Annotated in this window: 29 protein-coding genes; 11 read left to right on the top strand and 18 right to left on the bottom strand. The window is 56.8% G+C overall.

Features of this window, described 5'->3' with window-relative positions; genetic code table 11:
• Position 1: 1 nt before the first annotated feature.
• The 3 genes from DXY10_RS00435 to fba all read left to right on the top strand — a co-directional run bounded on the left by DXY10_RS00435 (position 2) and on the right by fba (position 3,506).
• Positions 2-1,096, top strand: a complete 1,095-nt coding sequence (locus tag DXY10_RS00435) for a Gfo/Idh/MocA family protein (RefSeq protein ID WP_115014758.1) — start codon at positions 2-4, stop codon at positions 1,094-1,096.
• 115 nt (positions 1,097-1,211) lie between these two features.
• Positions 1,212-2,279, top strand: a complete 1,068-nt coding sequence (locus tag DXY10_RS00430) for a class I fructose-bisphosphate aldolase (RefSeq protein ID WP_115014755.1) — start codon at positions 1,212-1,214, stop codon at positions 2,277-2,279.
• A 153-nt stretch (positions 2,280-2,432) separates the two neighbouring features.
• On the top strand, positions 2,433-3,506 hold the full coding sequence (fba, locus tag DXY10_RS00425; RefSeq protein ID WP_115014752.1) for a class II fructose-bisphosphate aldolase: 1,074 nt from the start codon (positions 2,433-2,435) through the stop codon (positions 3,504-3,506).
• A 92-nt stretch (positions 3,507-3,598) separates the two neighbouring features.
• Here fba and DXY10_RS00420 read toward each other — a convergent pair whose 3' ends face one another.
• The 4 genes from DXY10_RS00420 to purS form a co-directional block, all read right to left on the bottom strand.
• Complete coding sequence (locus DXY10_RS00420) at positions 3,599-5,347, bottom strand: gamma-glutamyltransferase family protein (protein WP_115014748.1); 1,749 nt, start codon at positions 5,345-5,347, stop codon at positions 3,599-3,601.
• Positions 5,344-6,354, bottom strand: coding sequence for an LD-carboxypeptidase (locus DXY10_RS00415; protein WP_371411094.1), 1,011 nt, complete (start codon positions 6,352-6,354; stop codon positions 5,344-5,346). Before DXY10_RS00415 ends, DXY10_RS00420 begins: the two co-directional genes overlap by 4 nt.
• 143 nt (positions 6,355-6,497) lie before the next feature.
• On the bottom strand, positions 6,498-7,151 hold the full coding sequence (purQ, locus tag DXY10_RS00410) for a phosphoribosylformylglycinamidine synthase subunit PurQ (RefSeq protein ID WP_115014745.1): 654 nt from the start codon (positions 7,149-7,151) through the stop codon (positions 6,498-6,500).
• On the bottom strand, positions 7,148-7,402 hold the full coding sequence (gene purS, locus DXY10_RS00405) for a phosphoribosylformylglycinamidine synthase subunit PurS (protein WP_115015297.1): 255 nt from the start codon (positions 7,400-7,402) through the stop codon (positions 7,148-7,150). Before purS ends, purQ begins: the two co-directional genes overlap by 4 nt.
• 90 nt (positions 7,403-7,492) lie before the next feature.
• Between purS and DXY10_RS00400 the strand changes: the two genes are divergently transcribed.
• Positions 7,493-7,858 (top strand): hypothetical protein, encoded by a 366-nt coding sequence (locus tag DXY10_RS00400; protein WP_115014743.1) that lies wholly within the window; start codon positions 7,493-7,495, stop codon positions 7,856-7,858.
• Positions 7,859-7,869: 11 nt separating this feature from the next.
• On the opposite strand, the gene DXY10_RS00395 is transcribed toward DXY10_RS00400, so the two are convergent.
• Positions 7,870-8,589, bottom strand: a complete 720-nt coding sequence (locus DXY10_RS00395; protein ID WP_115014739.1) for an SDR family NAD(P)-dependent oxidoreductase — start codon at positions 8,587-8,589, stop codon at positions 7,870-7,872.
• A gap of 38 nt (positions 8,590-8,627) precedes the next feature.
• Between DXY10_RS00395 and DXY10_RS00390 the strand changes: the two genes are divergently transcribed.
• The 3 genes from DXY10_RS00390 to DXY10_RS00380 all read left to right on the top strand — a co-directional run bounded on the left by DXY10_RS00390 (position 8,628) and on the right by DXY10_RS00380 (position 11,201).
• Complete coding sequence (locus DXY10_RS00390; protein WP_115014736.1) at positions 8,628-9,203, top strand: isoprenylcysteine carboxylmethyltransferase family protein; 576 nt, start codon at positions 8,628-8,630, stop codon at positions 9,201-9,203.
• A complete protein-coding gene (locus DXY10_RS00385; protein WP_170955640.1) occupies positions 9,200-10,459 on the top strand; it encodes an MFS transporter in 1,260 nt (419 codons plus the stop codon). The genes DXY10_RS00390 and DXY10_RS00385 overlap by 4 nt, the downstream gene beginning before the upstream one ends.
• A gap of 118 nt (positions 10,460-10,577) precedes the next feature.
• The gene (locus DXY10_RS00380) at positions 10,578-11,201 is read left to right on the top strand and encodes a L,D-transpeptidase (protein ID WP_115014731.1); all 624 of its coding nucleotides are present in this window, start codon (positions 10,578-10,580) and stop codon (positions 11,199-11,201) included.
• A 231-nt stretch (positions 11,202-11,432) separates the two neighbouring features.
• Here DXY10_RS00380 and cobW read toward each other — a convergent pair whose 3' ends face one another.
• Complete coding sequence (gene cobW / locus DXY10_RS00375; protein WP_115014728.1) at positions 11,433-12,500, bottom strand: cobalamin biosynthesis protein CobW; 1,068 nt, start codon at positions 12,498-12,500, stop codon at positions 11,433-11,435.
• Entirely contained in the window at positions 12,497-13,045 is a 549-nt protein-coding gene (locus DXY10_RS00370; RefSeq protein ID WP_115015295.1) for a pentapeptide repeat-containing protein, read from the bottom strand. Before DXY10_RS00370 ends, cobW begins: the two co-directional genes overlap by 4 nt.
• Before the next feature lie 92 nt (positions 13,046-13,137).
• Here DXY10_RS00370 and DXY10_RS00365 point away from each other — a divergent pair, with 92 nt between their 5' ends.
• The 3 genes from DXY10_RS00365 to ilvD are packed head-to-tail and all read left to right on the top strand — an operon-like array spanning position 13,138 to position 15,794.
• Positions 13,138-13,758 carry a uracil phosphoribosyltransferase gene (locus DXY10_RS00365; RefSeq protein WP_115014725.1) on the top strand — a complete coding sequence of 207 codons (621 nt, stop codon included), beginning with the start codon at positions 13,138-13,140 and terminating at the stop codon, positions 13,756-13,758.
• Positions 13,759-13,781: 23 nt separating this feature from the next.
• The gene (locus DXY10_RS00360; protein WP_115014723.1) at positions 13,782-14,069 is read left to right on the top strand and encodes a hypothetical protein; all 288 of its coding nucleotides are present in this window, start codon (positions 13,782-13,784) and stop codon (positions 14,067-14,069) included.
• 54 nt (positions 14,070-14,123) lie between these two features.
• Positions 14,124-15,794: a dihydroxy-acid dehydratase gene (gene ilvD, locus DXY10_RS00355; RefSeq protein ID WP_115014720.1), complete on the top strand. Its 1,671-nt coding sequence runs from the start codon at positions 14,124-14,126 to the stop codon at positions 15,792-15,794.
• An 18-nt stretch (positions 15,795-15,812) separates the two neighbouring features.
• Here ilvD and DXY10_RS00350 read toward each other — a convergent pair whose 3' ends face one another.
• From DXY10_RS00350 to glpX, 8 genes are all read right to left on the bottom strand, one after another.
• Positions 15,813-16,163: a hypothetical protein gene (locus DXY10_RS00350; RefSeq protein ID WP_136988954.1), complete on the bottom strand. Its 351-nt coding sequence runs from the start codon at positions 16,161-16,163 to the stop codon at positions 15,813-15,815.
• Positions 16,164-16,189: 26 nt separating this feature from the next.
• Positions 16,190-16,627, bottom strand: coding sequence for a hypothetical protein (locus DXY10_RS00345; protein ID WP_115014715.1), 438 nt, complete (start codon positions 16,625-16,627; stop codon positions 16,190-16,192).
• 3 nt (positions 16,628-16,630) lie between these two features.
• Positions 16,631-17,164, bottom strand: a complete 534-nt coding sequence (locus DXY10_RS00340; RefSeq protein ID WP_115014712.1) for a CIA30 family protein — start codon at positions 17,162-17,164, stop codon at positions 16,631-16,633.
• Between the two features lie 231 nt (positions 17,165-17,395).
• A complete protein-coding gene (pgl, locus tag DXY10_RS00335; protein WP_115014710.1) occupies positions 17,396-18,112 on the bottom strand; it encodes a 6-phosphogluconolactonase in 717 nt (238 codons plus the stop codon).
• A 15-nt stretch (positions 18,113-18,127) separates the two neighbouring features.
• On the bottom strand, positions 18,128-19,546 hold the full coding sequence (gndA, locus tag DXY10_RS00330) for an NADP-dependent phosphogluconate dehydrogenase (RefSeq protein ID WP_115014707.1): 1,419 nt from the start codon (positions 19,544-19,546) through the stop codon (positions 18,128-18,130).
• 100 nt (positions 19,547-19,646) lie between these two features.
• The gene (locus DXY10_RS00325; RefSeq protein WP_115014705.1) at positions 19,647-20,942 is read right to left on the bottom strand and encodes a glucose-1-phosphate adenylyltransferase; all 1,296 of its coding nucleotides are present in this window, start codon (positions 20,940-20,942) and stop codon (positions 19,647-19,649) included.
• 135 nt (positions 20,943-21,077) lie between these two features.
• The gene (locus DXY10_RS00320; RefSeq protein ID WP_115014702.1) at positions 21,078-22,388 is read right to left on the bottom strand and encodes a glutamyl-tRNA reductase; all 1,311 of its coding nucleotides are present in this window, start codon (positions 22,386-22,388) and stop codon (positions 21,078-21,080) included.
• A 31-nt stretch (positions 22,389-22,419) separates the two neighbouring features.
• The gene (gene glpX / locus DXY10_RS00315; RefSeq protein ID WP_115014699.1) at positions 22,420-23,424 is read right to left on the bottom strand and encodes a class II fructose-bisphosphatase; all 1,005 of its coding nucleotides are present in this window, start codon (positions 23,422-23,424) and stop codon (positions 22,420-22,422) included.
• Positions 23,425-23,594: 170 nt separating this feature from the next.
• Here glpX and rpe point away from each other — a divergent pair, with 170 nt between their 5' ends.
• Positions 23,595-24,263 (top strand): ribulose-phosphate 3-epimerase, encoded by a 669-nt coding sequence (gene rpe, locus DXY10_RS00310; protein WP_115015293.1) that lies wholly within the window; start codon positions 23,595-23,597, stop codon positions 24,261-24,263.
• 153 nt (positions 24,264-24,416) lie between these two features.
• Here rpe and DXY10_RS14375 read toward each other — a convergent pair whose 3' ends face one another.
• The 3 genes from DXY10_RS14375 to DXY10_RS00300 all read right to left on the bottom strand — a co-directional run bounded on the left by DXY10_RS14375 (position 24,417) and on the right by DXY10_RS00300 (position 26,166).
• On the bottom strand, positions 24,417-24,584 hold the full coding sequence (locus tag DXY10_RS14375; protein WP_170955639.1) for a hypothetical protein: 168 nt from the start codon (positions 24,582-24,584) through the stop codon (positions 24,417-24,419).
• 170 nt (positions 24,585-24,754) lie between these two features.
• A complete protein-coding gene (locus DXY10_RS14745) occupies positions 24,755-24,910 on the bottom strand; it encodes a hypothetical protein (protein ID WP_206749682.1) in 156 nt (51 codons plus the stop codon).
• 167 nt (positions 24,911-25,077) lie between these two features.
• Positions 25,078-26,166, bottom strand: a complete 1,089-nt coding sequence (locus DXY10_RS00300) for a phosphotransferase (RefSeq protein WP_170955638.1) — start codon at positions 26,164-26,166, stop codon at positions 25,078-25,080.
• Between the last annotated feature and the right edge of the window lie 72 nt (positions 26,167-26,238).

The following is a 26,238-nucleotide window of genomic DNA, read 5'->3' as shown; positions in this document are numbered from 1 at the left end:
CATGCAATCCCCATCCTCCAAGCAGTCACCCATCGGCGTTGCCATTGCCGGACTGGGGTTTGGAGAAGCTGTGCATCTGCCTGCCATGCAGGTCAATCCCGATCTCAGCCCGGTGGCCCTATGGCACCCGCGCCAGGAGAGGCTGGATCAAGCCTGCTCACGCCATGGCTTAAAAGGCACATCCGATTGGGCAGCCCTTCTCGCTCAGCCTGGCGTGGATGCAGTGATCATTGCCACCCCCCCGGCACCACGGTTTGAGCTAGCTAAGAGCGCTCTCGAAGCAGGCAAGCATTTGCTTCTAGAGAAACCAGTCGCCCTGCATGCTGAGCAGGCCGAAGAGCTCCAGCGCCTTGCGATGGCCAAGGGGCTCAGCGTCGCCGTTGATTTCGAGTACCGGGCCGTCCCCCTGTTCATGCAAGCGGCCCGGTTGCTGAAATCCGGTGCCATTGGCACCCCCTGGCTGGTGAAACTGGACTGGCTGATGAGTAGCAGAGCTGATGCGTCACGGGCATGGAACTGGTATTCACAGGGCGCTTCTGGAGGAGGGGTAATTGGGGCTCTGGGAAGTCATGCCTTCGACATGCTCGCCTGGTTGATCGGTCCGGTCGGAGCGGTGCAGGCGCTCAATGGCGTCTCAATCAAGGAACGTCCCCATCCAAAGGGCGGCATGGCCATCGTTGATGCTGAAGATGTGTCTTTGATTCAGACCACGCTGCAGTGGCAGGGACGCAACGACATGGCCGTTCCTGCCCAGATGTGCCTTTCGTCGGTGGCTCGAAACGGACGCGGCTGCTGGATTGAGGTGTACGGATCCGAAGGGACCCTCAGGCTCGGCAGTGACAATCAAAAGGATTATGTCCATGGTTTCGGCCTTTGGCATGCCAAAAGCGGTGAGCCTCTGCGCCCTCTCTCTCCAGATGATGACCTCGCTTTCGCTACCACTTGGAGCGATGGAAGGGTGGCACCTGTGGCAAGGATCCATGACTGGTGGGCCAGCAGCATCCGCAGCGGCAGGCCGATGGTTCCAGGCATCCTGGAAGGGTTGCTGAGCCAACAAGCCTGTGATCAATCAGTCGGCGCTATCGCTCAAAAGTGACCTAAAAGCGAGATCGAAGCAATCTGGTTTTTGTAGCGATCGCCACCAGCCCAAGTAACAACCATTGCCATAAGGCCAACATGCTCAAACAAGATTTGAGCCCCTGCGAGGTCCCATGTCACTGTCTCTGCATTCGAGTGAACTGATTGCAACTGCCAAAGCGCTGGCCACTCCAGGAAAGGGAATCCTGGCTGTTGATGAGTCCACCAAAACCATCGGCAAGCGACTGGGTTCGATCAACGTTGAAAACACCGAGGCCAACCGCAAGGCCTATCGGGGAATGCTGTTCACCTCAGCCGGCCTAGGTGATTACATCAGCGGCGCCATCCTTTACGAGGAAACGCTTTTCCAGAATCACGCAGACGGCGAGTCGATGGTCGACAAGCTGAAAAAGCTCGGAATTATTGCTGGCATCAAAGTCGACATGGGTCTGCGTCCTCTACCCGGAGCGCATCCAATCGAAACCCTCTGCACTGGACTCGACGGCCTGGTCGAACGCGCGGCCGATTACTACGCCCAAGGTGCTCGATTCGCCAAATGGCGGGCGGTGCTCCAGATCACTGCAGACGGCTGCCCATCAGAACTGTCGATTCGAGAAAACGCTTGGGGCCTCGCTCGTTACGCCCGTTCAGTTCAGGAATCTGGCCTGGTGCCGATTATCGAGCCTGAAATCCTCATGGATGGCTCTCACCCCATCGAACAGACCGCCCACGTTCAGGAACGCGTGATCAAAGAGGTTTATATCGCTTGTCAGCGCAATGGTGTGTTGCTGGAAGGAACGCTGTTGAAGCCATCCATGACCGTGCAGGGAGCGGATTGCTCCGCCAAGCCGGACCCCAAGACCGTGGCTTCGATGACAGTTCGGACGTTGGAGCGCAGCGTGCCGGCCAGTGTTCCAGGCATCGTCTTCCTCTCCGGTGGACTGAGCGAAGAAGCCGCCTCGATTTACCTCAATCTCATGAATACGATTGAGCGAAAAGCCAGTTGGAATCTTGGATTCTCCTACGGTCGGGCTCTTCAGCATTCCTGCCTGAAAGCATGGGGCGGTTCTGACACCGCAGCTGGACAGAAGGCCCTGATGGCGCGGGCCCAGGCCAACTCTGAAGCTTCAATGGGGCGCTACGTTCCTGGATCTCAACCCTCCTCGGATGAACAGCTGTTCGTGGCTGGCTACACCTATTGATTGATCGCTTGACCAACCACTGATTCAGCCGAAGCCGTCACAGCCTGGCGTAGCCAAAACGTCAGGCTTACGTGACATTCCTGACGCCTCGCGGGTACACTCCCAGCCGGTCCGGACTTCATGTCCGATTTCAGGTCACCTGCGAGGTACTCCATGGCGCTAGTTCCCCTTCGGCTTCTGCTCGATCACGCAGCCGAGAACGGTTACGGCATCCCTGCTTTCAACGTGAACAACCTTGAGCAGGTTCAGTCGATCATGGAGGCGGCTCAAGAAACCGACTCCCCGGTGATCCTGCAGGCATCACGCGGAGCCCGCACCTACGCCGGCGAAAACTTTCTGCGTCATCTAATCATCGCGGCTGTCGAGACCTATCCCGACATCCCCGTGGTGATGCACCAGGACCATGGCAACAGCCCCGCCACCTGTTTTGGTGCTGCCGCCAACGGCTTCACCTCCGTGATGATGGACGGCTCTCTGGAAGCTGACGCCAAGACACCTGCCTCCTATGACTACAACGTCCAAGTCACCAAGGAAGTGGTCGACGTGGCCCATGCCATTGGCGTGAGCGTCGAAGGCGAACTGGGATGCCTCGGATCTCTCGAGACCGGCAAAGGTGAAGCCGAAGACGGTCACGGTTTCGAAGGTGAGCTCTCCAAGGATCAGCTCCTCACCGATCCCGCCGAGGCCGCTGACTTCGTCGCCAAGACCAAGGTTGATGCCCTGGCCATTGCCATTGGCACAAGCCATGGTGCCTACAAATTCACCCGCAAGCCCACCGGCGAAGTGCTTGCGATCAGCCGCATCGCTGAAATTCACAAAGCCATCCCCAACACCCATCTGGTGATGCATGGCTCCTCCTCCGTTCCTCAGGAATGGCTGGAAATGATCAACAAATACGGCGGTCAGATCCCCGAGACCTACGGCGTCCCTGTTGAGGAGATCCAGGAAGGCATTCGCAACGGCGTGCGCAAGGTGAACATCGACACCGACAACCGCTTGGCCTTCACTGCAGCCGTGCGCGAAGCAGCCGCAGCTGATCCCGCCAACTTCGATCCCCGTCACTTCAACAAGCCGGCTCGCAAGTACATGAAGCAGGTCTGCCTCGACCGTTACCAACAGTTCTGGGCTGCAGGCAACGCCAGCAAGATCAAACAGCGCGACATCAACTACTTTGCCGGTCTCTACGCCAAGGGTGCTCTTGATCCCAAGGCTGCTGTTGCCGCTTGATCATCGCGTTGATCAACAGCATGGGGGGCCTCGGCCCCCTTTTTTTATGGTCGCTTGGACGAGACCGTGTTCCTTGCCTGCCAGCAAGATCCTCAGGGGAGAGCCAGCGCTGTTCCCTCACGGCGAGGATCAGCGGCACCATGCCAGACACCGTTGATGCGATGAAGCAGAGCAGTACCGCTGGAAAAGCGTTGCTGACGCAAAGGCTGATGAGAATCCTTCAGCTCGGTCAATGGAAAAGGCCAGTCCAGAGGTGGATCCTTTTCAAGCACCAAGGAGCCGCGCCGGATGGAGAGATGGGGGAGGGCCACAGACCGGTAAGGGGGTTCCTTCCAGATCAATGAAGCGATCAGAACACGGCTCAGGAAGTGGGGGATGGTGCGCCCCCCTGGACTACCCAGGGCCATCACCGGGACACCCTCATGGAACACGATGACCGGAGCCATCGAGGACAGTGGGCGACGACCGGGCATGCGGCGATTAGCAACGGGTACACCCGCGATATCAGGCCGGAAAGAAAAATCGCTGAGCTGATTGTTCATCACCATGCCCTGAACGACATAGCGACTGCCGAAGACCGTTTCAACCGATCCGCTGTAACTGGCCACATTGCCGTGGCGATCAACAATCGTCACATGGGTCGTGCCCTGCTCATGACCGGAACCAGGCAACGCAAAGGGAAAGTGGCTGATCTCGGGGGGAAGACCAGGCTGAGCAGAGACGCCTTGTGGAGACTCCATCAGCAAGGCGCGCCGCCTCAGATACGAGGGCTTCAGCAGGGCTTCAGTCGGTGACGGGCCATCAACGGGATCCCGAAGCCAATAGAGACGGTCCGCATCCGCTAGAGGAATGGCACGGGCCAGTCGCTGCCAAGCCTCCGGATGGGTTGGCCCCGGCAGATCACCGGCTGTGTTGAGCAACACCAAGGTTTGAAGCAGCCCAAGACCACCGCTGCTGGGTGGTGGGAGCGTGCAAAGCCGATGGCGTTTGAAATCACGACACAGTGGTTCACGACGCCTCACGGCATAGGAGCCAAGGTCTGAGATCGACCAACCACGGAATTCGATCTGGCTTGGCTCCAGAGTGTTGATCGTCTTGACCATCTGCTGGGCAAGGCTGCCGCGGTAGAAACCGGGTGCACCAACCTGCGCCAACTCCTCAAAGGTTTGGGCGAGAGCCGGATTGCGGAAGCGTTGATCCAAGGCAGGAGGCTGCCCATCCGGCAGATAGAGAGCCTGAAACGCAGGGCTGTGCCCAACCCCTAACCGCTGAGCAAGCTCAATGGATCGCCGTAAGCGAGGACTAGGGAAAAAGCCATCTTGGGCCAGACGAATCGCAGCCTGCAAAGTGCGTGGCCAGGTCAAGAGGCCATGACGCTGATGGGCCTCCCACAGCAGCGCCACGGTGCCAGGAACCCCAATCGACGTGAGGCGACTGCTCGCCGTACGCCAAGGCAGCGGTTGTCCCTCCGGCGTCAGCAAGTCATCGGGACGACTGCTGGCAGGGGCCGTTTCTCGACCATCGAACACCTCCAGCTCCTGTTGGCGCGCATCCCAGTGCAGCAAGAAGCCGCCGCCCCCAAGGCCGGAGCTTTGGGGTTCCACCACCGCCAACACCGACTGAGCTGCGACGAGGGCATCGATGGCCTGCCCACCCTCCTGCAAGACAGCCAATGCGGCAGCACTAGCCTCTGGATGGGCCGTCACCACAACGGCCGTGCCGACTGCAACGGATCCACCTGTATGGACCTGACCAGCGTGTTCCGGATCATCACGACTGACCGGTGCCGCAACAGCGAGACCGCTCACAAGGCTGATGACCAGGGTCAGACAACGGATCATCCGAGCAGGGTGAGCCTGCCGCGTGTGCCATCCAAACGCGCGGTCCTCCCCAACGGCAGTGCCATGTTCGGACGACCATGGCCCACAGGAAGGTCCAGAACCAAGGGGATGCCCAGTTCGCCGAGCCGTTCTTCGAGAATTTCTTCCATCGTGAAATCACCTGGGAGGATGTCGTCCTTCGCCCAGCTGAAGCGACCACAGGCCACTCCAGCGAGGGACTCGAGCAGACCAGCCATGCGCCAGTGGGTCAACATGCGATCAACGCGGTAGGGCGCCTCACCCACATCCTCCAGCACAAGAATCACCCCCTTCAGGTTTGGCATCCAGGCCGTACCGATCAGGTGCGTGGCCACGGTCAGATTGGTCACCACAAGTGGCCCAGTCGCCACGCCTGACCGAACAGACCTGCCGACTAGCGGCGCCACAGCCCGACCAGAGAGAAGGTCCACCGTGCGCTGCCACTGAACATCCGATCCGCCACTGAAGCCGTGGATTGCACCAGGCAGTCCTGCGGCCCACTGGGCCAATAAAAGGGCGCTTGTATCTGAAAAACCAAGGGTCCACTTGGCACGTCGCGGGAAACGAAACCCGCCTTCCAAAACACGAGCCCCTCCCCAGCCGCCGGCCAAGGTGATCACGCCATCCACCGAGGGATCAGACCAGGCAGCCTCCAACTCAGCAACGCGCTCGTGGTCTTGACCAGAGAAATAACGCCACTGGCCCATCACACTCGGAGGCACCTCCAGGTGCCAGCCCTCGTCAGCACAGCGTTGAATCAGGGGGGTGAGGTCGGTGTCGGGATCAATCCAGGTACCTGGGTTGACCGCCCGCAGTCGAGACCCCCGGCGCAAAGGGGAGGGTGGCGCCAAAACAGACAACGATTTGCGGCCTTCAGCCAAGGCCGCAAACGGCCCAAAAACAGAGCTTCCCAGCACACCTGCTCCGACACATCCGAGGCGGAGCAAAGCGCGACGGGACAAAGGGTCTAGATGGCTGCGATCGGTCACCAGACCTCCAGCGGCGCAGGGTTGCAAGCAGTTTGGAGCTGATCAGAGGCCACCGCAGCCGGTCTCGAACGCTGACAGTTCAGAACGGAGACAACGAAGACGCGGAACTCTGCGATGCATAGGACATCAAAAAAGCTGTGGGTTCAACTGAGCAGGGCCTTGATCAGCAAGCGCCCGTCAACACCTCCGGTAGTCGGATCACAGGCCCGTTCGGGGTGAGGCATCAGGCCGAGCACATTGCCGTCGGCATTGGTGATGCCGGCGATATCGCCAACGGAACCATTGGGGTTGGAGAGATAGCGAAAAGCGATGCAGTCATCATCTTGCAATTGACGCAGTGTGTCGTCAGAGCACTGATAACGGCCTTCTCCGTGGGCAATTGGCAGCGTGATCCTGTCACTCGCATTGGCTGCGTTCGTCCAGGGAGTGCGGACTGAAGCGATCTCCAGTTCGGCATCCTCACAAATGAAATGGAGATTGCGATTGCGCGTTAAGGCACCGGGGAGCAACCCCAGCTCGGTGAGCACCTGAAAGCCGTTGCAGATGCCAAGGACCCTTCCACCTCGTGCTGCGAAGTCAACGAGGGACTCGAGCACCGGGGCGAACCGGGCAATGGCACCGCAACGCAAATAGTCGCCATAGCTGAAACCACCGGGCAAGACAACCGCATCCAAGCCACTGAGATCCCTTTCCTCATGCCAGAGGTAACGCGTGGGAATCCCTAGACACCCCTCACTGGCCCAGCGCACGTCCCGATCACAGTTGGAACCGGGGAAAACCACAACTCCGACACTCATGCTTGCTGAAGCTCCAGAGTCCAGTTCTCCATCACGGGGTTGGCCAGAAGCCTGTCGCTGAGGAGCTCCAACCGGCGACGCGCCTCATCCTCATCAGGGGCCTCGAGCTCAAGCTCCACCGCCTTACCGATACGTAATTTGCTGACGCCATCGACTCCCAGACGGAATGCCGCTGAACGAGTCGCTTCACCAGCCGGGTCGAGCACCGACGAACGCAGATTCACCAATACGCGGGCTTGATAACGCGGCACGGTCACCTCGTAGGGATTGTTAAATCTTGGCAGGCCGGGGCACCGCGGCCGAATCAGCACATGCAGGTTGAAGGGAGGCCCAGCGGCGCAGTGCATCAACATCCCTCCATTCCCATCACAGCGGTTGTGCTGACAGCCACGGTTTCGACTGGGATTGGCTTGATCAGTTCAAACCTGACGAGAGCCCGTAGCCAACAGGCAGAGACCATTGCTCTGGAGTGTCGCAATCAAGCAGGTCCCTGGCTGCCCTGCCGGATGGGGATCAACCGCATTGGCAGCCAGTGGTGGATCGAAGTGGCCCAACAACGGATTCGTTTTGAACACGATGGAAGCGGCAGCGTGCGCATGCAATCCCGTGCTGGTGCCGACTGGATCCCCGTGCAATCCAGCTGGGCCGAAGAGCAAGTGCTGTGCTGGGGTTCTCTCTGCGCGCGTGGAGCCATGCCGCTGGACTGAACACGCCGGGTTCAGACTTCCGGCAGGCAGCTGACAGCAAGTTCAAACGGGACCGCTGAAGCAGGCAGCTCAAGCAGTCGAGACGACAGTGCCGCCAAGTCTTGAGGCTGGGTCATCGCTTCAGGAGGAAAGTCGGTGATGCCTTCCACCATGTGGGTGTTCACCCAACCCGGGCAGATGGCCGTGACGCGGATACCGGACTCCCAACCTTCATTGCGCATCGTTTGGCATAAACCCATCAGGGCGAACTTGCTGCTGGCGTAACCCGCCAAGCAACCTTTACTGCGTTTGCCACTCATCGAGACCAGCACCTGAATCCTTGCGTCGCCGTGGGCCTGCAGCCTTGGCCAAGCCGCTCTAGTCAGCCACCAGGGACCCATCAAATTCACCTTGAGCAACAGTTCCGGCTCATGACCCTGGGCATCGGAGAACAGCAAAGGCGTGGGGAGAAGGATCCCAGCACAGTGGATCAGCGCATCAAAGCCAGCGAATGCTGCATCAGCGGCCTCCACCCACCGGGAGGCCGCCTCTGGATCAACGGCTTCGTAAGGCACCAATTGAATGCGATCAGAGCCGGAGATGGCGGGATCAAGCAGCGACCCTTTCAAAACATCGGGATTGCGTAGGCCAAGGCTGAGACGGTGTCCATCTCGCAATGCCTGCTCAGCAATCGCACGACCGATCCCACGAGAGGCACCGCTCAGCAGGATCGTGCGTCTCTTCTTCTCCATCGTCAAAGAGCAATCACAATGCAATTGTGATTGGACTAATGGGAGTGAGAGCAAGGGGGATCGGCATCAAAGCCGCATTGAGCGGTTGGAACCTCAGCTGGGCAGGGTTCTGCAGCAATCAACAGGGAGAGTGGTGGCTGCTCGGCCAAGGCGTCTTGATCCTGGCGGTGATCATCCTGCCGGCATGGCCTCAGAGTGCCTTGACAGGCCTAAGCCTGACCTGGCGCAACTGCCTGATGATCAGCGGAGGAAGCCTCCTGGCTGGAGGTGTCGTGCTAGCGGTGGCGTCGTTTTTTGCACTGGGAGGCAATCTTTCGCCCCTACCAGAGCCAAAACCTGGAATCAAGCTCGTCCAGTCAGGTCCCTATCGACTCTGCCGCCATCCGCTGTATCTAGCTGTCCTGATCTGCGCAGCCGGAGTGATGTTGATACGCCATAGCACTCTGCACCTTGCGCTGCTGATCGCACTAGCAATGACCTTGCGAGGAAAGGCGAAACGCGAAGAACAAGGCCTGGTCAGACGCCATCCTGACTACAGAACAATGTTCTCTGGTCAACCGGCCATCGTGGCGTGGATCCCAGGGCTGAACTGGTCCATTGAGGACGCATCATGAGCGCCCCAACCAATCAACGATTGTCCGTGATCGCTGCAGGCATCGTCGGCAACGTCATGGAGTGGTACGACTTTTCGCTCTATGGCTATTTCGCTGTCGCGCTCAGTCACCACTTCTTTCCTTCCAATAATCCTGGTCTTTCCCTTCTGGAAACATTTGCTGCTTTTGCAGCGGGCTTCCTGGTCAGACCACTTGGTGGACTAATCATCGGTCGGATCGGCGATCGCCACGGCAGCCAAAGAGCACTTTTGATCAGTGTTGTGGCCATGGCCATTCCCACAACATTGATGGCGTTCTTACCCACCTATGAACAGATCGGCGTGGCAGCACCAGTGCTGCTGGTCAGCCTTCGCCTGCTTCAGGGTCTCTCTGCAGGAGGTGAATACACAACCTCAATTGTCTTTCTCTGCGAACGTTCACCGGAACGGAGACGAGGCATTCTTTCAATCTGGGGATTATGGGGATCCGTTGCTGGCATGTTGCTGGCTTCGGCACTCAGCGACGGACTGGCGCAACTGTTGCAACCCGATCAGCTGGAGCAATGGGGTTGGCGACTAATGTTTGCACTGGGTTCATTGATTGCTTTCGCTGGGGTGATGCTTCGCAGGCATCTGAAACCAGCGGTGCTGAGTCACAACAAGACGTCTCAACCACTGCGCATGGTGCTGAAGCACCGTTCGCCGATTACCAAAGTGATGTTGCTCAATGTGGCCAGCAGCGTCAGTTTTTATCTCTTATTTGTCTACGTTGTCAGCGATCTTGAAACCATCGACAAACTCTCAGCCGCAACTGCCCTGTCACTGAATACACGTGTGATGGCGCTCCTGTTGATTCTTTATCCAATCGCGGCCTGGATCAGCGACCGGGTTGGCCGAAAACCACTCTTTGTGATCGGCAGCGGCTGGCTGGTTCTTGGCGCCTGGCCCATCTTTACCCTGCTCCAAAGCGACAGCCTGAACAACATTCTTCGTGGCGAGGTGGGGCTTGTGATGGCTGTGGCAATCCTGGCTGGCGCCAAAAATCCGGCCAACGTCGAATTAATCCCTGGCGAGGTGCGCAACACCGGCCTGGCACTTGCCTTCAACGTTGCAGAGGGATGGATTGGAGGCCTCACCCCTCTTGCCGCCACATGGCTAGTGCTGCACACAGGTCAGCCCCTCAGTCCAGCTCTACTGGCAGCAGCTGCAGGTCTGATCACCTTGATCACCTGCATTGGCTACACCCGTGAGACAGCCTTCACACCCTTAATCCACTGACCCAGGTGGAACGCATTGACGTCTCAGGCGAGACCGGAGGTCAGACAAGGAACTGGCTTTTTCTTCCGTGAGCGGAAAAAACAATCCGTAGCTTTCTGCATCCATTGCGGTGGTGCGGATGCTGAAGGGACGCTTCTCGATCACGCTTGTGATGCTCTCTGCTGTTCTGACAGCACCTGGATTAGCAACGGCTCAGACCCTCGAGCAGGCCCTGGCCACCATTGCCCTGGCAAGGACCCAAAGCACGACGCCCGCCACCAGCAGCATTGCGCCAGAGGAACTACTGGCACGCCTGCAACAGGAAGGGGAATCGGTACTCGTTCTCGAAAAGACCCATCGACAGTTAGCAGGCACGGGTGATCCCATCTGGGATCTGCGCCTTGAAATACCTGGCCATCCGGTCCGTCACTACGACGCACTCAGTGGTCGAGCCAACCGCCAGCATGCCGATCGCGACCAGATGGGAAGCCGCGCACCTCTTCCCGCTGGCCACTACACCCTTGGCCCCGTGGAACCACTGGCGGCAGGCGCCTACCCGGAGCTCGGTCCCATCTGGATCAGCATCGAACCAACATTTACGACCGGTCGCAGGGTTCTAGGGATTCACCAAGATCCAAGCGCCGGACGCAATGGCAACAGCGGAACGCTTGGCTGCATTGGCCTGATCGATCGCAATGACCTCTTGGATTTAGCGCAACAAGTGGAACGAGCCAAAATTCGGGAACTCGTTGTGACCCACTGAGCATTGGCAATCAGATCTCTTGTCGACTGTCTTCGTGAGATCAGAGCCTGCCCTCCTCAATCGTTGGTGATGGTGCCTCCGGATTGACCAGTCTTGTGGGCTTAGGGCTGACTGGAATTCCCTTCAAGACGAGCCTTCCACCTCAGTGACTTGGACAGAGCTTGCCTGGAGAGGATGGATGGCGAGGATCATCGCGGCTGAAGCATTCCCCCCGAATACAAGGCTTCCGATTCACGCAGGGACGGGCAAGAGTTCACCCAAACGGTCTGCAGCATCCGCAACAAAGCCGATCACCACCAAATCAAGACCGGCCCCACTATCAGGCCGCCAGGCTTGATCAGGCGCAGCTTCGAACCACGATTCAAGACGTGGACCAACCATCTGCAGTTGTAGGGGCAGGGCTTTACCCGGGAGCCAAACCCGACCTTTCAATCGCACCACCTGATTGCGAGCTACGAAGTCGGGGAGCAACTGTTCCAGAGCCTCTCGAGAGACGGAGCTCTCCATGCGCAGAAGGCCACTGACCGCCTCGACATGGGTGTGGTCGTGATGGTCGTGATGGTCGTGATGGTCGTGATGATGGTCCACCTCAGGCGTTGCAGATGCAACAGCTTGTCGATCGATGCCGAGCACCAAAGCCGGATCAACAACGCCCCGCTCGATCGCCAGCAAGGGCGTGCCACTTCGAACCTTGCTGCTGAGCAGCTCACGAACACCACTGATCTGATCGGCGTTAATCAGATCGGCACGACTGATCAGAACCTGATCTGCAGCCTCCAGCTGGTCAGCAAACAATTCTTCAATGGCACTGATGTGATCGAGGCTCGGATCGTCCTGTCGTTGACGCTCGATCGCCTCGAGATCCCCCACGGGGCTGCCGCCAGCAAGAGATTCACCATCCACAACCGTAATCACACCGTTCACCACAACTCTGGAACGCACGTCTGGCCATTCGAGAGCCTGTAAAAGGGGGCGCGGCAGAGCAAGACCACTGGTTTCAACCACGATGCCGTCTAGGGAATCTGCTCGCTGGAGAAGGGTCTCCATGGTTGGCAGAAAATCATCCTGCACAGTGCAGCAGAGACAGCCGTTATTGAGTTCAACAAGACGTCCCTCGAGCTCATCCTCAGGACAAAATCCGCAGTTGCGGATCAGATCTCCATCAAGACCGACGGTTCCGAATTCGTTCACCATCACGGCAAGTCGCTGACCACTGTTGGTCAGCAAGTGGCGAAGCAGGGTGGTTTTTCCGGCACCAAGAAAGCCGGTAATCACGGTGACAGGGAGACGACGCATCATCGACAACCAAGACTCTCGCGGGTACTGATGGAAGTAACACTGTTCACCCCATCAGCCCGGGCACACAGTGCTTTCTGCTGTGAAAGATCTATCACGGCGTTGCTGAAATCAGCACCATCAATGCGGGCATCTGTAAATCGGCTCTGCATCATCATCGCGTTCTCAAAACGGGCATCGCGAAGATCAGCACCATCAAAACGACTCGCAAAGGCCACTACGTCACCGAGGTCTGCCCTTTGGAGGTCTGCACCCTGAAGCATTGAGGTATTGATCACGGCACCACGAAGATCGCTGTCCGATAGATCAACGCCCTGGAGATCAGCCTTGAGGAATTCCTTCTCCTTCAGGTCCAACCCATGCATATCAGCGCTGATCTCCTGCACAGCAAATTGGCCACGGAGCTCAGGGGCGGTGATCGCCAGAGCAGGCTCCGCTCCCGAAGACAACAAAGTGCCAGCTAGGCAAACCAACGCTGTCAGCAGTCCAGCGGCAATGGCACGAGTGTGCTTGAGCCGTGCGGCAAGACCGCAAAAAAAGGCGACCATGGTCGTGGGATTGGATCTGACGGCCAAGCGGCGAAGCACCTGCCGTAGTTTGAAACGTCACGTTATGGCAGCTGCCCACCAATCCACGCGACATGGCCAAGACTCTGAGGGTGGTGGTTCCCCCCCATCCCCTGATCGCCCACTGGCTCACGGTGCTGAGGCATGCGGGAACACCAGCAGCCCTTTACGCGACCGGTATGGAGGAGCTTGGCCGATGGCTCTGCTATGAGGCGATGCGCGATTGGCTACCCCATCGCAGGGAAGCCGTCACCACACCGCTTCAAGACACAGAAGGCAGCGTGATCGAGGCTTCTGTGCCACTACTGACCATCCCGTTGATGCCGGGAGGACTCAGTCTCTGGCAGGGCGCACGTCAGGTGCTGCCCAATGCACTGGTTTGCCTTGATGGTGTTCCAGAGATGATTGAGCCCCAAGCCGGCGTGGTGCTGTTTTGTGACCAGATCAGCGATGGCAACCAATGCCTGAAGGCCTTGGACAAACTTGCAGGTTGCGGAGTGGATGACATGCGCCGGGTTCGGATGATCACGGCGGTGGCCGCCAGCCCAGGCCTAAAGCAGATCGGCGAGCAGATCCCTGATTTGACCATTCACACCGCTTGCATCGATGAAAGCCTGGATGAAAAAGGCAGGGTTCTGCCTGGCATCGGTGACCCTGTACAGCGAATGCAGATCAGAACTGGATCAGCCACCTAACCTGAAAGCATCAGCAGCAGACCATGGCCCAGCGCGAGACGGCTTCCGGCACCCTTGCCACCCTGATCAGCGGCGCCGTCATGGGCGCTGCCGGTCTGGCTTGGTGGCTGCTTTCGGAAGCGGATCGTCGACAACATTCCAAACGCCAGCGATCCATGCTTTACGCGCCGCGCATCCAAGACGGCAGTGAAGCCTTCGATGCCACTGAGAAAGTGGTCCAGGATGGCCAGCTAGAGCATCGCGTCGAACAGCTGAATGCGGCGATCGCCGATGTACGTCGGCAGCTCGAGGATCTGGGAGCCAGAAGCTGAACCCTGCAGTCGGTAGGTTGGCGACAGTCATTCACCGGCCACCGGCTGCCATCGATGCTCCGCTCCGACGCCGTCACGCAGGGAATCCAGCGCTCACCAAACCGAGCGATGTTGCGTGCAGTCGGGTTCGGTGATGCCGATTTCGGCAAGCCGATTATTGGCATCGCCAACGGCTACAGCACCATTACTCCCTGCAACGTGGGGCTGAACGATCTGGCCATGAGGGCCGAAGAGGCCACACGCATGGCCGGAGGGATGCCTCAGACCTTCGGCACCATCACCGTCAGTGATGGCATCTCAATGGGCACCGAGGGGATGAAGTATTCCCTCGTGAGCAGGGAAGTGATCGCTGATGCGATTGAAACCGCCTGCAACGGCCAAAGCATGGACGGAGTGCTGGCCGTCGGGGGCTGCGACAAGAACATGCCCGGCGCCATGCTCGCCATGGCCCGGATGAACATCCCCTCAATCTTTGTGTACGGCGGCACGATCAAGCCAGGGAAGCTTGGAGGTTGCGATCTCACTGTGGTCAGTGCCTTTGAAGCTGTCGGTCAGATCACAAGCGGCAAGATTGACGAAGAACAGCTCACCGCGATCGAAAAGAACGCTTGTCCGGGAGCCGGCAGCTGTGGAGGAATGTTCACGGCCAACACGATGAGTGCCGCAATCGAAACGCTGGGTCTGAGCCTCCCCTACAGCTCAACTATGGCTGCAGAGGATGCCGAAAAGGCCGACAGTGCGGCCCGCTCCGCCGAAGTGCTGGTCGAGGCGATCAAATCCGATATCCGTCCACGAGAGCTGCTCACCCGAGAAGCATTCGAAAACGCCATCAGCGTGATCATGGCGGTGGGAGGCTCCACCAATTCGGTGCTGCATCTGCTGGCCATCGCGCGCACCGCGGGAATCGATCTCAACATCGACGACTTTGAAAGCATTCGCCAGCGCGTCCCTGTGATCTGCGATCTCAAGCCAAGCGGCAAGTATGTAACCGTTGATCTACATCAAGCTGGTGGCATTCCACAAGTAATGAAACTCCTGCTTGATGCAGGCCTTCTCCATGGCGACTGCCGCACGATCGAAGGCAAGAGCCTGAAAGAACGGCTGGCCGATGTTCCTGCCATGCCACCTGCCGATCAGGACGTGATTCGCCCCCTGTCCAATCCGCTCTACGCCAAGGGACATCTGGCGATCATGAAGGGCAATCTGGCCGAGCAGGGGGCCGTTGCCAAGATCAGTGGCGTCAAGAATCCCGTCATCACTGGCCCGGCAAGGGTGTTTGAAAGTGAGGAAAGCTGTCTAGCCGCCATCCTTGACAACCAGATCAAGGCTGGAGATGTGGTGGTGGTTCGCAATGAGGGACCGGTGGGGGGACCCGGCATGCGCGAAATGCTGAGCCCAACCTCAGCAATCGTGGGGCAGGGTCTGCTCGACAAGGTGGCCTTGATCACCGATGGCCGTTTCTCAGGTGGCTCCTATGGGCTGGTCATCGGCCATGTATCCCCGGAGGCTGCGGTGGGCGGCACCATCGGCCTCATTCAAGAAGGCGACAGCATCACTGTGGATGCCAACCAACTGTTGTTGCAATTGAATGTGGACAACAGTGAGCTCGATCGACGTCGCAGTGCTTGGAGCACTCCAACACCGAAATACCGCACCGGTATTCTCGGCAAGTACAGCCGACTGGTGTCATGCGCCAGCGAAGGGGCGGTCACAGACCAACCCTGAGCTGTGCCGAGGCCAAACTCACATCTCCGTCATCTGGCGCCAGATTTGCCTAGCCCTTGAAGGGCAGTTGGCGAAGGCATCAGCAAAGACATTTTCAAAAAAGGCAATTCCTATTTCCTTCTGGTCTAAATCGATCTGATCCATCGACTCGGGATCCAGATCCTGATCGAGCATCGTTTTGATCACGCTCTTCTCGATCGCTGCTTTGAGGTCATTGCCCTGGCAGTAGAGCGCTGCGCTTTCTCGACCCATGAATGCTGCAATATTGATTCTCTGTGCAGGCGAGAGTGGGCGGGCCTGAACGGATCCGGAGACAGCGACCGCAGCCACCCATGGCGCCAAAAGGACAACGGGCAATACTTTGCTCACGAAAAACAGTTCAGAGATCCCACCATTCAAACCTTGAATAGGGCCCTTAGCCGGCGAGTCAGAGCCTCAAGTGGCGCGCCATCCTCTGGGGCCGAACAGCGCTGACCACTGTCGGCATTCATCCAGACCGGATGCTGCCCCTGCCAGAGCAGAGGGCGGTCTGGCTGATTCCACCAAGCAAGCATGAGGTTCAGATCCTGACCGCTGCGGTAGAGCTCCAGCTCAAGGTCCTCATCTGGACAGCGCTCTCCATCCGGATCTCTGCACTCAATTCTGAGGTGAAGGTCATGACCACTCTCCAGAAGGTCAGTGAGAAGCCTTGGAGCATCTGAGATCTCGTTGGCATTGTCCAACAACACAACAGCGTGGCGGAATGGTTTTCGGCACACGTCAGCAGCAGATGCAATCAGAACAAGAAGGTCGACCGACGGATCGGCACTGTCATCCCGAAATGCCAAATCCATCCTTCAGAACGCCTCGATGGAACGCAAGAGCAGTCGAATCGAACCTGCTCTGAATCCAGGATTGGCATCTCCGTGGTCGTCGAAGCGGGAATGGAGAAGCTGAAGACGGGTCAGGGCTGATGCTTCAAAATTCAACGGGAGACGAAGAGGTTTGGCACGTATCACAGGCCGTAAATCCTTGAAGTGAATCTCAGCCACCGTGGTTCCTGTGCTGTGGGTGGGGATGGCATGTACCCAACGCAAACCACCGGGGATCAATTCACTCAGGCCCATCACACCATCACTGCAGGCCACGGCAAACTTAAGAGTACGACCCTCTCCATCAACACAAATTCTCAAGGCACGATACGCCGAAAGGTTGAGAGGAGGCTGGAAACGTGGAGATCGACAACTCACAAATCCTCCACCTTGTTCAACTATATTTCCCTCGAGAAGAAGGCCTTCCGCGGTGAGTCGACAAGCAGAAGAACTGGACCCACCCATGATTGTGTCGTTAAGCACAGACCATTCACGAAGGCCTCCAATCGAATACACCATCGGGCCTAAACGGGATCAATGGTTCTAGACAACAGCATAAGATTGAGTTTTGAAGATGGCCCTGAAAGCGGCGGGCCTAGTTTGACAAATCGAGACCAATACGATCCTTCAATTCAAGCCTAGAGGTGAAGCGAAATCAAAATAGACTAAATTCAAAGAAAAGTGGTAATCAAGCAAACTGCTTCTAACAAAGCAAAATTGATCCGATCAACTTCATTCCAATAGGAAGCTTCACTGATCAGGTGCAGCAGCTTGATCACAAAGGATCGTGATCGGCTGTTGAGATTGCACCAACTTGGCAGGTGTGCGTTCTGGTGACTCCATGGGATCGAGCAATCGACTCAGAGCCTGACGCTTGCCTTCGCCACCAACCAGGAAAACGACTTGACGAGCAGCGCTGAGAACGGGTGCGGTGAGGGTGATCCGATCAAGACCTTTACCTCGACCAATGGTCGTCCAGCGATTGGTCACCAGAGGAGCGTCCGTGCCTGGAAATAGTGAGGCCGTATGACCATCATCACCAAGACCAAGCAACATCAGATCAAACACGGGTGGATCTCCCGGGCAAAGCCCCCCAATCAGATCAGCAAAAGCCTCGGAACTGGCTTCAGGACTCTCCAGTTCAACTGTGGGGACAGGATGAAAACAGGCCTGAGCACCTGGAGATCCTGGATCCATAAGCGTGTGACGGAGCATCCGGGCATTGCTGGAGGGGTCCTCAGCAGAGACCCAGCGCTCATCACCAAGCAAGACATCGACCCGGTCCCAGGGGAGATGCTGTTGAGAGAGCAACGCATAGGCCTTAGCCGGGGTCGTGCCACCGGACAAAGCAATCTGGGCCCGATCGCGTTGATCAAGAGCGAGATCAATGGCTGTCGCAATCGTTTCTGCGGCACGACGAGCGAGATCCTGAGAATCCCCGGTGCGCACGAGTTGATACGGAGTCATGCTCATCAATCAACCTCAATCCAGCCATTCCGTGTGAAAAGTACCCGGTTTGTCGGTCCGCTCATAGGTATGGGAGCCAAAACAGTCACGCATGGCCTGCACCAGATTCTGGGGAAGTCGGCCCGTGCGATAGCTGTTGATGTAGTCGAGGGTGCTGCTCAGGCAAGGAACTGGAATCCCTGCTTGGGCAGCTCCGGCCACGACCTTGGCCAAACCAGGCAACCGACGGTTGACCTGATCCGCAAACCAGGGGTCAATCAGAAGATTGGGAAGTTGTGGATCAGCATTGAACGCATCCTGAATGCGCTTCAGTAAGCGAGCTCGGATGATGCAACCGCCCTTCCAGATCTGAGCAATGGAAGGCATGTTCAGGTTGTAGTCATGCTCAGCAGAGGCTATGCGCATTAGCTCCATGCCTTGGGCATAGCTAGCCACACAAGCTAAAACCATCGCATCCATCAAAGGAGCCATTCCATCGTCGGGGCTTCCCATGTCAAACGGGGTCGTGGCAGGTCCGTGCAAAACCTCTTCGGCCTTGACACGCTGATCCTTCATCGAACTCATCACCCGCCCGTTTAATGCGGCATAGATCGTGGGTACAGACGCACCCATCTTCAAGGCACTGACCACTGTCCAAAGCCCAGTACCCTTCTGACCAGCCTTGTCCTGAATCCGCTCGACGAGATCAGCACCATCATCCGGGTCTTTTGTCCGCAAGCAGACCTCTGTGATCTCCACCAAATAAGAGGCCAGCTCCTCAGTGCTGTTCCAATGGGCAAACACATCAGCCATCTGAGAACCATTCATGCCACCGACCCGCTTCATCAGGTCGTAGCCCTCGGCAAGGATCTGCTCAATTCCGTATTCAATTCCGTTATGAACGGTCTTGACAAAATGACCCGAACCACCAGGCCCGATATAGGTGACGCAAGGTCCGTCCTCAACCTGGGCTGCCATTTTGGTGACCAGGCTTTCAATCGCGTCGTAAGAAGCTTTTGTTCCACCAGGCATCATGCTTGGCCCTTCAAGGGCTCCTTTGGCACCACCAGACACACCCATGCCGATGAAGCCAAAGCTCTTGCTTTCCAGTTCGGCAACTCGACGTTCCGTGTCGTGATACTCCGAGTTACCGCCGTCGATCAGTAGATCACCTTGCTCGAGATAGGGGGAGATCTGTTGAATCACAGCATCAACAGGTGCCCCCGCCTTCACCATCATGAGGATGCGGCGGGGATGCTGGAGTTTGCCAACAAAATCCTGAAGATCTGTCGCTCCTTGAATGTTCTTGCCAGCCCCTTGGCCGGCAAGAAATTCTTCGGTTTTGGAGTAGGTGCGGTTGTAAACCACACTCGAGAAGCCGTTGCGCTCTGCGTTGAGCACAAGGTTCTCGCCCATTACTCCGAGACCGATCAGGCCGAAATGAGCCTTGGACATCGTCAAAGGTGGTTTGCAATGTCCTCAGTGTGACCATCGGGCAGAGAAACCGCTGCCCTCAGAACACCGTCTGTCAGAAAGAGGAAACCAAAGTCAGGCTTCAGATCACCATGCCATCAGGGATGGTGGCATTTTTCACCACGACAACAATGCCGTTGCGGATGTAGAAACCAAGCTCCGGACGATCGGCCTCCTCAACATTGTCCTTATTGACAATGGTGACATTTCGGCCAATTCGGGTGTTCTTGTCAAGGATGGAACGCTTCACAGTTGAGCCTTCGCCCACACCAAGTGGCGTACCGCCGTTTTGACGCAGCTCCTCACGCTCTGAGGTGGATTCAAAGAAGTCGCTCCCCATCAGCAACGAATCTTGGAGAACGACATTGTTCTCGACGCGGCTTCGAACACCGAGGACGCAATGATTGATGCTGCAAGATTTCAGAATCGTCCCCTCACCAATGCTGGAGTTAACGATCTGCGCATCAACCAACTTACTAGGGGGCAAATAACGCGGCCTTGTATAAATAGGAAAGTCTTCGTCGTAGAAACTAAATGGAGGCTTAGGCTGCTCTGTCAAGGCAAGATTAGCCTCGTAAAAAGCCCCAATAGTCCCAATATCTTCCCAATAGTCGTCAAACACATAACTCCTAAGATTCATACCAGACTTAAGAGCTTCAGGAATCAGCTCCTTACCAAAATCCTTATAGGTGGGGTAATCATTCAGGAGACCAAAAAGGGCCTTTCGACTGAAAACATAGATTCCCATCGAAGCGAGATAGGGCTTCTCCTGGGCTGACTCGGGAGACAGGCCAAAACGGGCTGTATTAACAGCCATTTCCTTAAGAGCATCACCCTTTGGCTTCTCTCGGAATTCCTGAATTGCACCGTCATCATCAGTGCGCATCAAGCCAAACGATTCAGCCTGCTTCGGATCGACAGGGAGTGCAGCAACAGTGAGATCGGCGCCGGATTTACGGTGATGCTCAACAAACAAGCTGTAATCCATGCGATACAGCTGATCACCGGAAAGGATCAGGTATTCATCAACATCCCATTCCTGGAATAGCCACTGGTATTTACGTACAGCATCAGCTGTGCCTTCAAACCATGACGGACTCTCCGGGGTTTGTTGGGCAGCTAGAACCTCAACAAATCCCTGACCGAAACCAGCGCTGAGGTCGTAAGTCTGGGAAAGATGGCGGTTAAGTGATGCGCTGTTGAACTGAGTCAACACATACATCTTGGTGATGTTGGAGTTGATGCAGTTACTGATGGGGATATCAATCAGTCGGTATTTACCCGCCAAAGGGACAGCTGGCTTAGCCCTCATTTTGGTGAGTGGGTAAAGACGGGTACCCGCTCCTCCACCAAGAATTATTGACAGAACGCGCTTCATGCCGGTGCCTTAACACTGGAGACGGGGGCAAACCTAACGGACTTTGTGCTTAAAAAACCATCAGCAGCCCCAGATCAACCAAGAACGATGAGACTCTGATCGAGACTGGGCTCAGCCCTTGCCTCTCAGGCGATCTCAGCTGGTGGATTGGTCCTCCCCAAGGGAAAACACGCGCTCAACCACACGGAGGGCTTCCTGGCGCTCAGAGCGGGGCTGAGGGCTACGCAACTGGGTGACTGGCGTGTGCAGGATCTTGTTGAGGATGCCCTTCGTGAGGGCCTCCACAACTTTGCGTTCCCGCGCGGAGAAGTCAGGCCCCATGCGGCTGAGAGCCTTTTGAAGCTCCTCAGTACGGATCTGTTCAAGTGACGCCCTTAAGCGGTTAATGGTTGGCACTGCCTCAAGGCTGTCCCACCACTCAAGGAAAAGCCGCGATTCAACATCAAGCAAACCTTGGGCTTCCATCGCCACCTGCTGGCGTGCCTCCTGGTTGCGGGCCACGACCTCCTGGAGATCGTCCACATCATGGGATTCAACGCCTGCAATGCCCTCAACATCGGCGGCGATGTTTCGCGGCACACCGATATCAATCAGGCGGAGGGAGTTCAAGCGATCCAGCTGATTGAGACGGGCTGCATCGATGATCGGTTCTTCGGTGGCCGTACTGGTGAAGACCAACGAGCATGTACTGAGGCAGTGATCAAGATCCTCAAGGGATCGGCACTCCACTGGCAACCCAGGAAAATCTTCAGCGAGCGCGAGTGCTCTCTCGCGCGTGCGATTGAGCAACTGAACGCCGGAACAACCTTTGGACTGAAGGTGCTGAAGCAGCAGCCGACTCATTCGGCCAGCTCCAACCACGGCGACCTTTTCAGTCTCAAGGGTGACGAGCTGGTCGAGGCCTCGGGATTGGCCGAGCTTGAGCTGGGCCAGTTCGACAGCAGCAGAACTGACTGATACCGCACCCGTGCTCAGATTGGTTTCAGAGCGAACTCGCTTCCCAGTACTGACGGCTTGTGTCAGCAACCGGTTGAGAATCGGACCGATGGATTTGTGTTCTTGACCCAGACGCATCATTTTCTTGACCTGGGAGAGGATCTGCCCCTCGCCTAGAACAAGACTGTCGAGACCAGCCGAGACCTTGAGCAGGTGATCGACAGCTTCGTGATGGTGATAAGCGAAAAGATGAGGAGAAAGGGCCTCTGTAGCCAGGCCTGAGTGCCCACTGAGGAACTCCCGTACGGCGGAGATTCCGAGTTCGGGATGACGCACCAGGGTATAGATCTCAAGCCTGTTGCAGGTACTGAGGATGGAAGCCTCAAGCACCTGCTCATGACCACGGAGGGTCTGGAGAGAGGTCTCCATGGTTTGCTCAGGAATACTGAGCTTTTCACGGATTTCGACCGGTGCCGTGCGATGACTGAGGCCGACGACGGCAATGTGCATGGAGATGCTCCTCTTATCCAGTCGTTGAAGGTCAGTTCAGCGCGATGCTCTGAGCGCCGTCCTTGATATGGACCGTGTCGGTGAAGCGACAGGTGTTGTCAAGGTTGCTGATCACCAGGCTGCTGGTCCGGGTGCAGTCCTTCTCGAACTTAACGCCGTCGAAGAGCAGGCCATCAGTGATGCCACCGCCAGCGAAGACAACATGCTCTCCGGAGGCAAGCTCCTCGGCTTCGTAGATCTTGTCTGGATCGGTGATCCCCATCTCCTCAAGGCGTGCAAGGTTGCCTTCCTTGGTGAGGTCAGCCCATTCCTGGGTCTGAGCAACGGCAGGGTCATAGACCAACTGGCCCTGGAAATGGCCACCAAGAGCACGCATGGCAGCGGCAGAAATCACGCCTTCGGGGGCTGCACCGATACCCATCAGACAGTGGGTGCCAGTGCCGGCAAAACCACAGGCAATTGCTGCCTGAACGTCGCCATCGGAAATGGGCTGAACACGGGCACCGGTGGCACGGATTTCAGCAATCAGATCTTTGTGACGGGCACGATCCATCACGACAATGGTGAGGTCGCTGACCGCAATGCCAAGACACTCACTCAGAATTTTGATGTTCTCAGTGGCCGACTTGCGAATGTCCACCTTGCCCTTGGCGGCCGGGGGAGCAGCCAGTTTCTTCATATAGAAGTCTGGAGCGTTGAACAAACCACCTCGGTCGGAAGCGGCGAGGACTGCCATGGAGCCTCGCTGGTTGTTGGCACAAAGGTTGGTGCCCTCGCAAGGATCCACAGCGAAGTCCACTCCAGGGCCGGTGCCGCTGCCGACTTCCTCACCGATGTAGAGCATCGGAGCTTCATCACGCTCGCCCTCACCGATCACAATGCGACCTTGCATCTGGATCTGGCCCATGCGCTGACGCATTGCTTCAACAGCTGCGGCGTCAGCTTCGTCCTTTTTACCGAGACCGGTGAGCTTTGCGGAAGCGATAGCCGCCTGCTCAACGACCTCGAGAATTTCCTGGATAAGAGTGCGATCCACGGGTATGCGGCGTTGGGGTAAAGGGTGCAGCGAACGGTGAGCTGACCTGGCGATCCACGGGAAGGGCAAGGAACCCGATGCCGCAGGACTTCTCAGCTCAAGAGCGCGGCTCACTGTATCAGCGCATTCAGCGGTTCCTACAATCGCCGCGCATTCCCGCGGATCCCCCCATGAGCACCAAGCCCCTGGTGATCTCTCCATCCATCCTTTCAGCTGACTTTGCTCGCCTTGGTGAAGAAGTGAAAGCGGTGGATCAGGCCGGTGCTGACTGGATCCATGTGGATGTGATGGATGGCCGTTTCGTGCCCAACATCACCATTGGGCCACTGATCGTTGATGCGCTGCGTCCTGTGACTGAAAAGCCTCTGGACGTTCATCTGATGATCGTGGAGCCGGAGAAATACGTCCCTGACTTTGCCAAGGCTGGAGCAGACATCATCTCTGTGCAGGTGGAAGCCTGCCCCCACTTACACCGCAATCTTGGCCAGATTAAGGATCTGGGAAAAATGGCTGGAGCCGTCCTCAACCCCGGTACCCCGATCGACACCCTGGAGTACTGCCTCGAACTGTGCGACTTGGTGCTGATCATGAGTGTGAATCCCGGTTTCGGAGGCCAGAGCTTCATCGACAATCAAGTGCAAAAAATCCGTGATCTACGCCGGATGTGTGAAGAGAAGGGTGTCGATCCATGGATTGAAGTGGACGGGGGCATCAAGGGAGCTAATGCCTGGAAGGTGATCGAAGCAGGTGCTAACGCAATCGTGAGTGGATCTGGAGTGTTCAACCAACCCGATTACGCAGCTGCTATCCAAGGAATCCGCGATAGCAAGAGTTCCTGAGCAAGCGGTTCACTCAACAAATCTGAACCAACTCGAAGTATCATGATCCGCCCTCAATGGGTGGATCTTTTTTAGCGTTCACTTTTCAGCTTTCAATTACACAGAAATGGAGAGCATTAGCAAACTCTCGCTTGGACAGCACTCGAGATTGAATCAATTTTTTAAATCAATCATCCAGCAGCCAGACAGCCACCCCACAAAGTATCCACAAGAAGCAAAGAAAAAGTACTTAGGCGTCTCTGATGCCTTGAGCAAAGGCAGATAGACAGGGCTGACAAAAGGCAGGAACTCTTTCCAGTTCGAGGCAAAATCGATATCCATTCCTAAACATTGGCATGCATGTGCATAACCAATTGAGGGGTTTATCCTCAGCGCTTGCTTCTTGCACTTGTCCCCAGGCTGGAGAGCATCCAGGCAGCAAGCGTTGACACCGCGGCCCCAAAGGCGAGAAAAGCCACAAGCTGAGTTTCAAGAGACGTCATCAGCTCAGATCAAGCAACAGGGACTATCTCACGATGGCGTGCATCGAGCTCAGCCGTGGGAGACGCTGGAATCAATGGACGGCGCCTGGGTTCGGGACGAGGCACAAACAGCACCGGAAAGGAGAGACCGATGAAAGCAGTCGTCACGGCTAAAAACACCAGCATCGGCACTGGACGAATCAGAGGTTGGCGCTCTAATACACCTCCACATCGTGAGCAAATCGGCGTAGCCCCTCTGGGGGGATGCAGCACGATCGCTGGCCCACAACAGCAATCCGGACAACGAAAACGGGGCATCAGCCAAGGAGTCTGCACTGATCGTAAAGCTCAATTCAGTCTTGCAACGCAATCTCGGCAGACCAGTCGAGCGCTGCCTGGGTGTGTCGAAAAAGAAAGCATTCGGCCAGCTGCGCTTCTCGCGCACTGTGAAAGCTGGGTCCATCAAGTTCTTTGAAGGCAACAATCGGCACAGCGAGACAAATCAGCAATGCCAAACGCAAGTGATGCAGAGCCTGTTGATAGGGGTAATCACACACACCATGAGCCACCAGTTGCTGATGCCAGAAACGCAAAAGGTCTTGAGCATGGCCATGCCGTTCTGCGGTGGGTTCGCTACCACCAATCAGAAACGCTAGATCGATACAAGCAAGACTGCGGGTGACTGTCTGCCAATCGATCACGATCACATCGGACCCGGAAGAAGCAGGGGAAGAGAGAAGAAGATTGTCCGCCCTCAGATCTCCATGCACCAAGGTCTGAGGGAGTCTGTCCAACTCTTCGATCAGATTTTCGTAGTTGTTCACCACACGGTCTATAAGGGCAACCGCCGCTTCGCCAAGACGTAGGGCATAGCTCTTTTTAATGGTTGCCCAAGTGACGCCAAGGTCATCATGAAACCAGAAATCATGGCAAGGAAGCCATGATTTCATACCCAACTGATCGCACTGCCAATAACCGGCATGCACTGCAGCCATTATTTTCAATGTGGACTTGACTTGGTCATGACTGATGCCGAAGACCTGATCACCCTGGCTCCAGGCCGAGAGATCCTCCATCAAGATCCAGCCCTTGCCACCTTCGGCATAGCCACCGAAAACCCTGGGCAATCGGGCTTGTAGATCTGGCGCAAAATCTTTGTAAAAGCCAAGCTCACGTTCAAAGGCTTGCAGCCGTTCAGCCACATCCGTAAAACCTTCTCGATTGGTTTGAACCTTCAGAATCAATGTTGATGGCGCCTGTGGAGCCTTGGCGCCATAGGTTGGCGTCAGCCTTGCAATTCGCGAGAGGAATCCAGTCGCCGCACCAATCGTTTCTGTTTCGACAGTTGTGACCTTGAGATCCTTGAATGAGGAAATGCACCTGAGTTGCCCCTCAAGCCAGGTGGGCGTAATCGCCAGTGGGTCATCGATGATCCGGTCCATTCCTGAACCCATCCATCCAGCGCTTTGACCCTAATCCGCGCTGAAGCCGAGCCGGCTCTCCACAGCGAGCAC

Origin of the sequence: Synechococcus sp. UW140, assembly GCF_900474295.1 — a bacterium.
Lineage (GTDB): Bacteria > Cyanobacteriota > Cyanobacteriia > PCC-6307 > Cyanobiaceae > Synechococcus_C.
This window is presented reverse-complemented; position numbering and strand designations above follow the sequence as displayed.

Excerpts from the sequence above, each read along its gene's own strand:
- DXY10_RS00435 (WP_115014758.1), top strand. The coding sequence starts at position 2 with ATGCAATCCCCATCCTCCAAGCAGTCACCCATCGGCGTTGCCATTGCC.
- DXY10_RS00430 (WP_115014755.1), top strand. The coding sequence starts at position 1,212 with ATGTCACTGTCTCTGCATTCGAGTGAACTGATTGCAACTGCCAAAGCG.
- fba (WP_115014752.1), top strand. The coding sequence starts at position 2,433 with ATGGCGCTAGTTCCCCTTCGGCTTCTGCTCGATCACGCAGCCGAGAAC.
- DXY10_RS00420 (WP_115014748.1), bottom strand. The coding sequence starts at position 5,347 with ATGATCCGTTGTCTGACCCTGGTCATCAGCCTTGTGAGCGGTCTCGCT.
- purQ (WP_115014745.1), bottom strand. The coding sequence starts at position 7,151 with ATGAGTGTCGGAGTTGTGGTTTTCCCCGGTTCCAACTGTGATCGGGAC.
- DXY10_RS00395 (WP_115014739.1), bottom strand. The coding sequence starts at position 8,589 with ATGGAGAAGAAGAGACGCACGATCCTGCTGAGCGGTGCCTCTCGTGGG.
- DXY10_RS00390 (WP_115014736.1), top strand. The coding sequence starts at position 8,628 with ATGGGAGTGAGAGCAAGGGGGATCGGCATCAAAGCCGCATTGAGCGGT.
- DXY10_RS00385 (WP_170955640.1), top strand. The coding sequence starts at position 9,200 with ATGAGCGCCCCAACCAATCAACGATTGTCCGTGATCGCTGCAGGCATC.
- DXY10_RS00380 (WP_115014731.1), top strand. The coding sequence starts at position 10,578 with ATGCTGAAGGGACGCTTCTCGATCACGCTTGTGATGCTCTCTGCTGTT.
- cobW (WP_115014728.1), bottom strand. The coding sequence starts at position 12,500 with ATGATGCGTCGTCTCCCTGTCACCGTGATTACCGGCTTTCTTGGTGCC.
- DXY10_RS00370 (WP_115015295.1), bottom strand. The coding sequence starts at position 13,045 with ATGGTCGCCTTTTTTTGCGGTCTTGCCGCACGGCTCAAGCACACTCGT.
- DXY10_RS00365 (WP_115014725.1), top strand. The coding sequence starts at position 13,138 with ATGGCCAAGACTCTGAGGGTGGTGGTTCCCCCCCATCCCCTGATCGCC.
- DXY10_RS00360 (WP_115014723.1), top strand. The coding sequence starts at position 13,782 with ATGGCCCAGCGCGAGACGGCTTCCGGCACCCTTGCCACCCTGATCAGC.
- ilvD (WP_115014720.1), top strand. The coding sequence starts at position 14,124 with ATGCTCCGCTCCGACGCCGTCACGCAGGGAATCCAGCGCTCACCAAAC.
- DXY10_RS00345 (WP_115014715.1), bottom strand. The coding sequence starts at position 16,627 with ATGGATTTGGCATTTCGGGATGACAGTGCCGATCCGTCGGTCGACCTT.
- DXY10_RS00340 (WP_115014712.1), bottom strand. The coding sequence starts at position 17,164 with ATGGTGTATTCGATTGGAGGCCTTCGTGAATGGTCTGTGCTTAACGAC.
- pgl (WP_115014710.1), bottom strand. The coding sequence starts at position 18,112 with ATGACTCCGTATCAACTCGTGCGCACCGGGGATTCTCAGGATCTCGCT.
- gndA (WP_115014707.1), bottom strand. The coding sequence starts at position 19,546 with ATGTCCAAGGCTCATTTCGGCCTGATCGGTCTCGGAGTAATGGGCGAG.
- DXY10_RS00325 (WP_115014705.1), bottom strand. The coding sequence starts at position 20,942 with ATGAAGCGCGTTCTGTCAATAATTCTTGGTGGAGGAGCGGGTACCCGT.
- DXY10_RS00320 (WP_115014702.1), bottom strand. The coding sequence starts at position 22,388 with ATGCACATTGCCGTCGTCGGCCTCAGTCATCGCACGGCACCGGTCGAA.
- rpe (WP_115015293.1), top strand. The coding sequence starts at position 23,595 with ATGAGCACCAAGCCCCTGGTGATCTCTCCATCCATCCTTTCAGCTGAC.
- DXY10_RS14375 (WP_170955639.1), bottom strand. The coding sequence starts at position 24,584 with ATGGATATCGATTTTGCCTCGAACTGGAAAGAGTTCCTGCCTTTTGTC.
- DXY10_RS14745 (WP_206749682.1), bottom strand. The coding sequence starts at position 24,910 with ATGCTGGTGTTTTTAGCCGTGACGACTGCTTTCATCGGTCTCTCCTTT.
- DXY10_RS00300 (WP_170955638.1), bottom strand. The coding sequence starts at position 26,166 with ATGGACCGGATCATCGATGACCCACTGGCGATTACGCCCACCTGGCTT.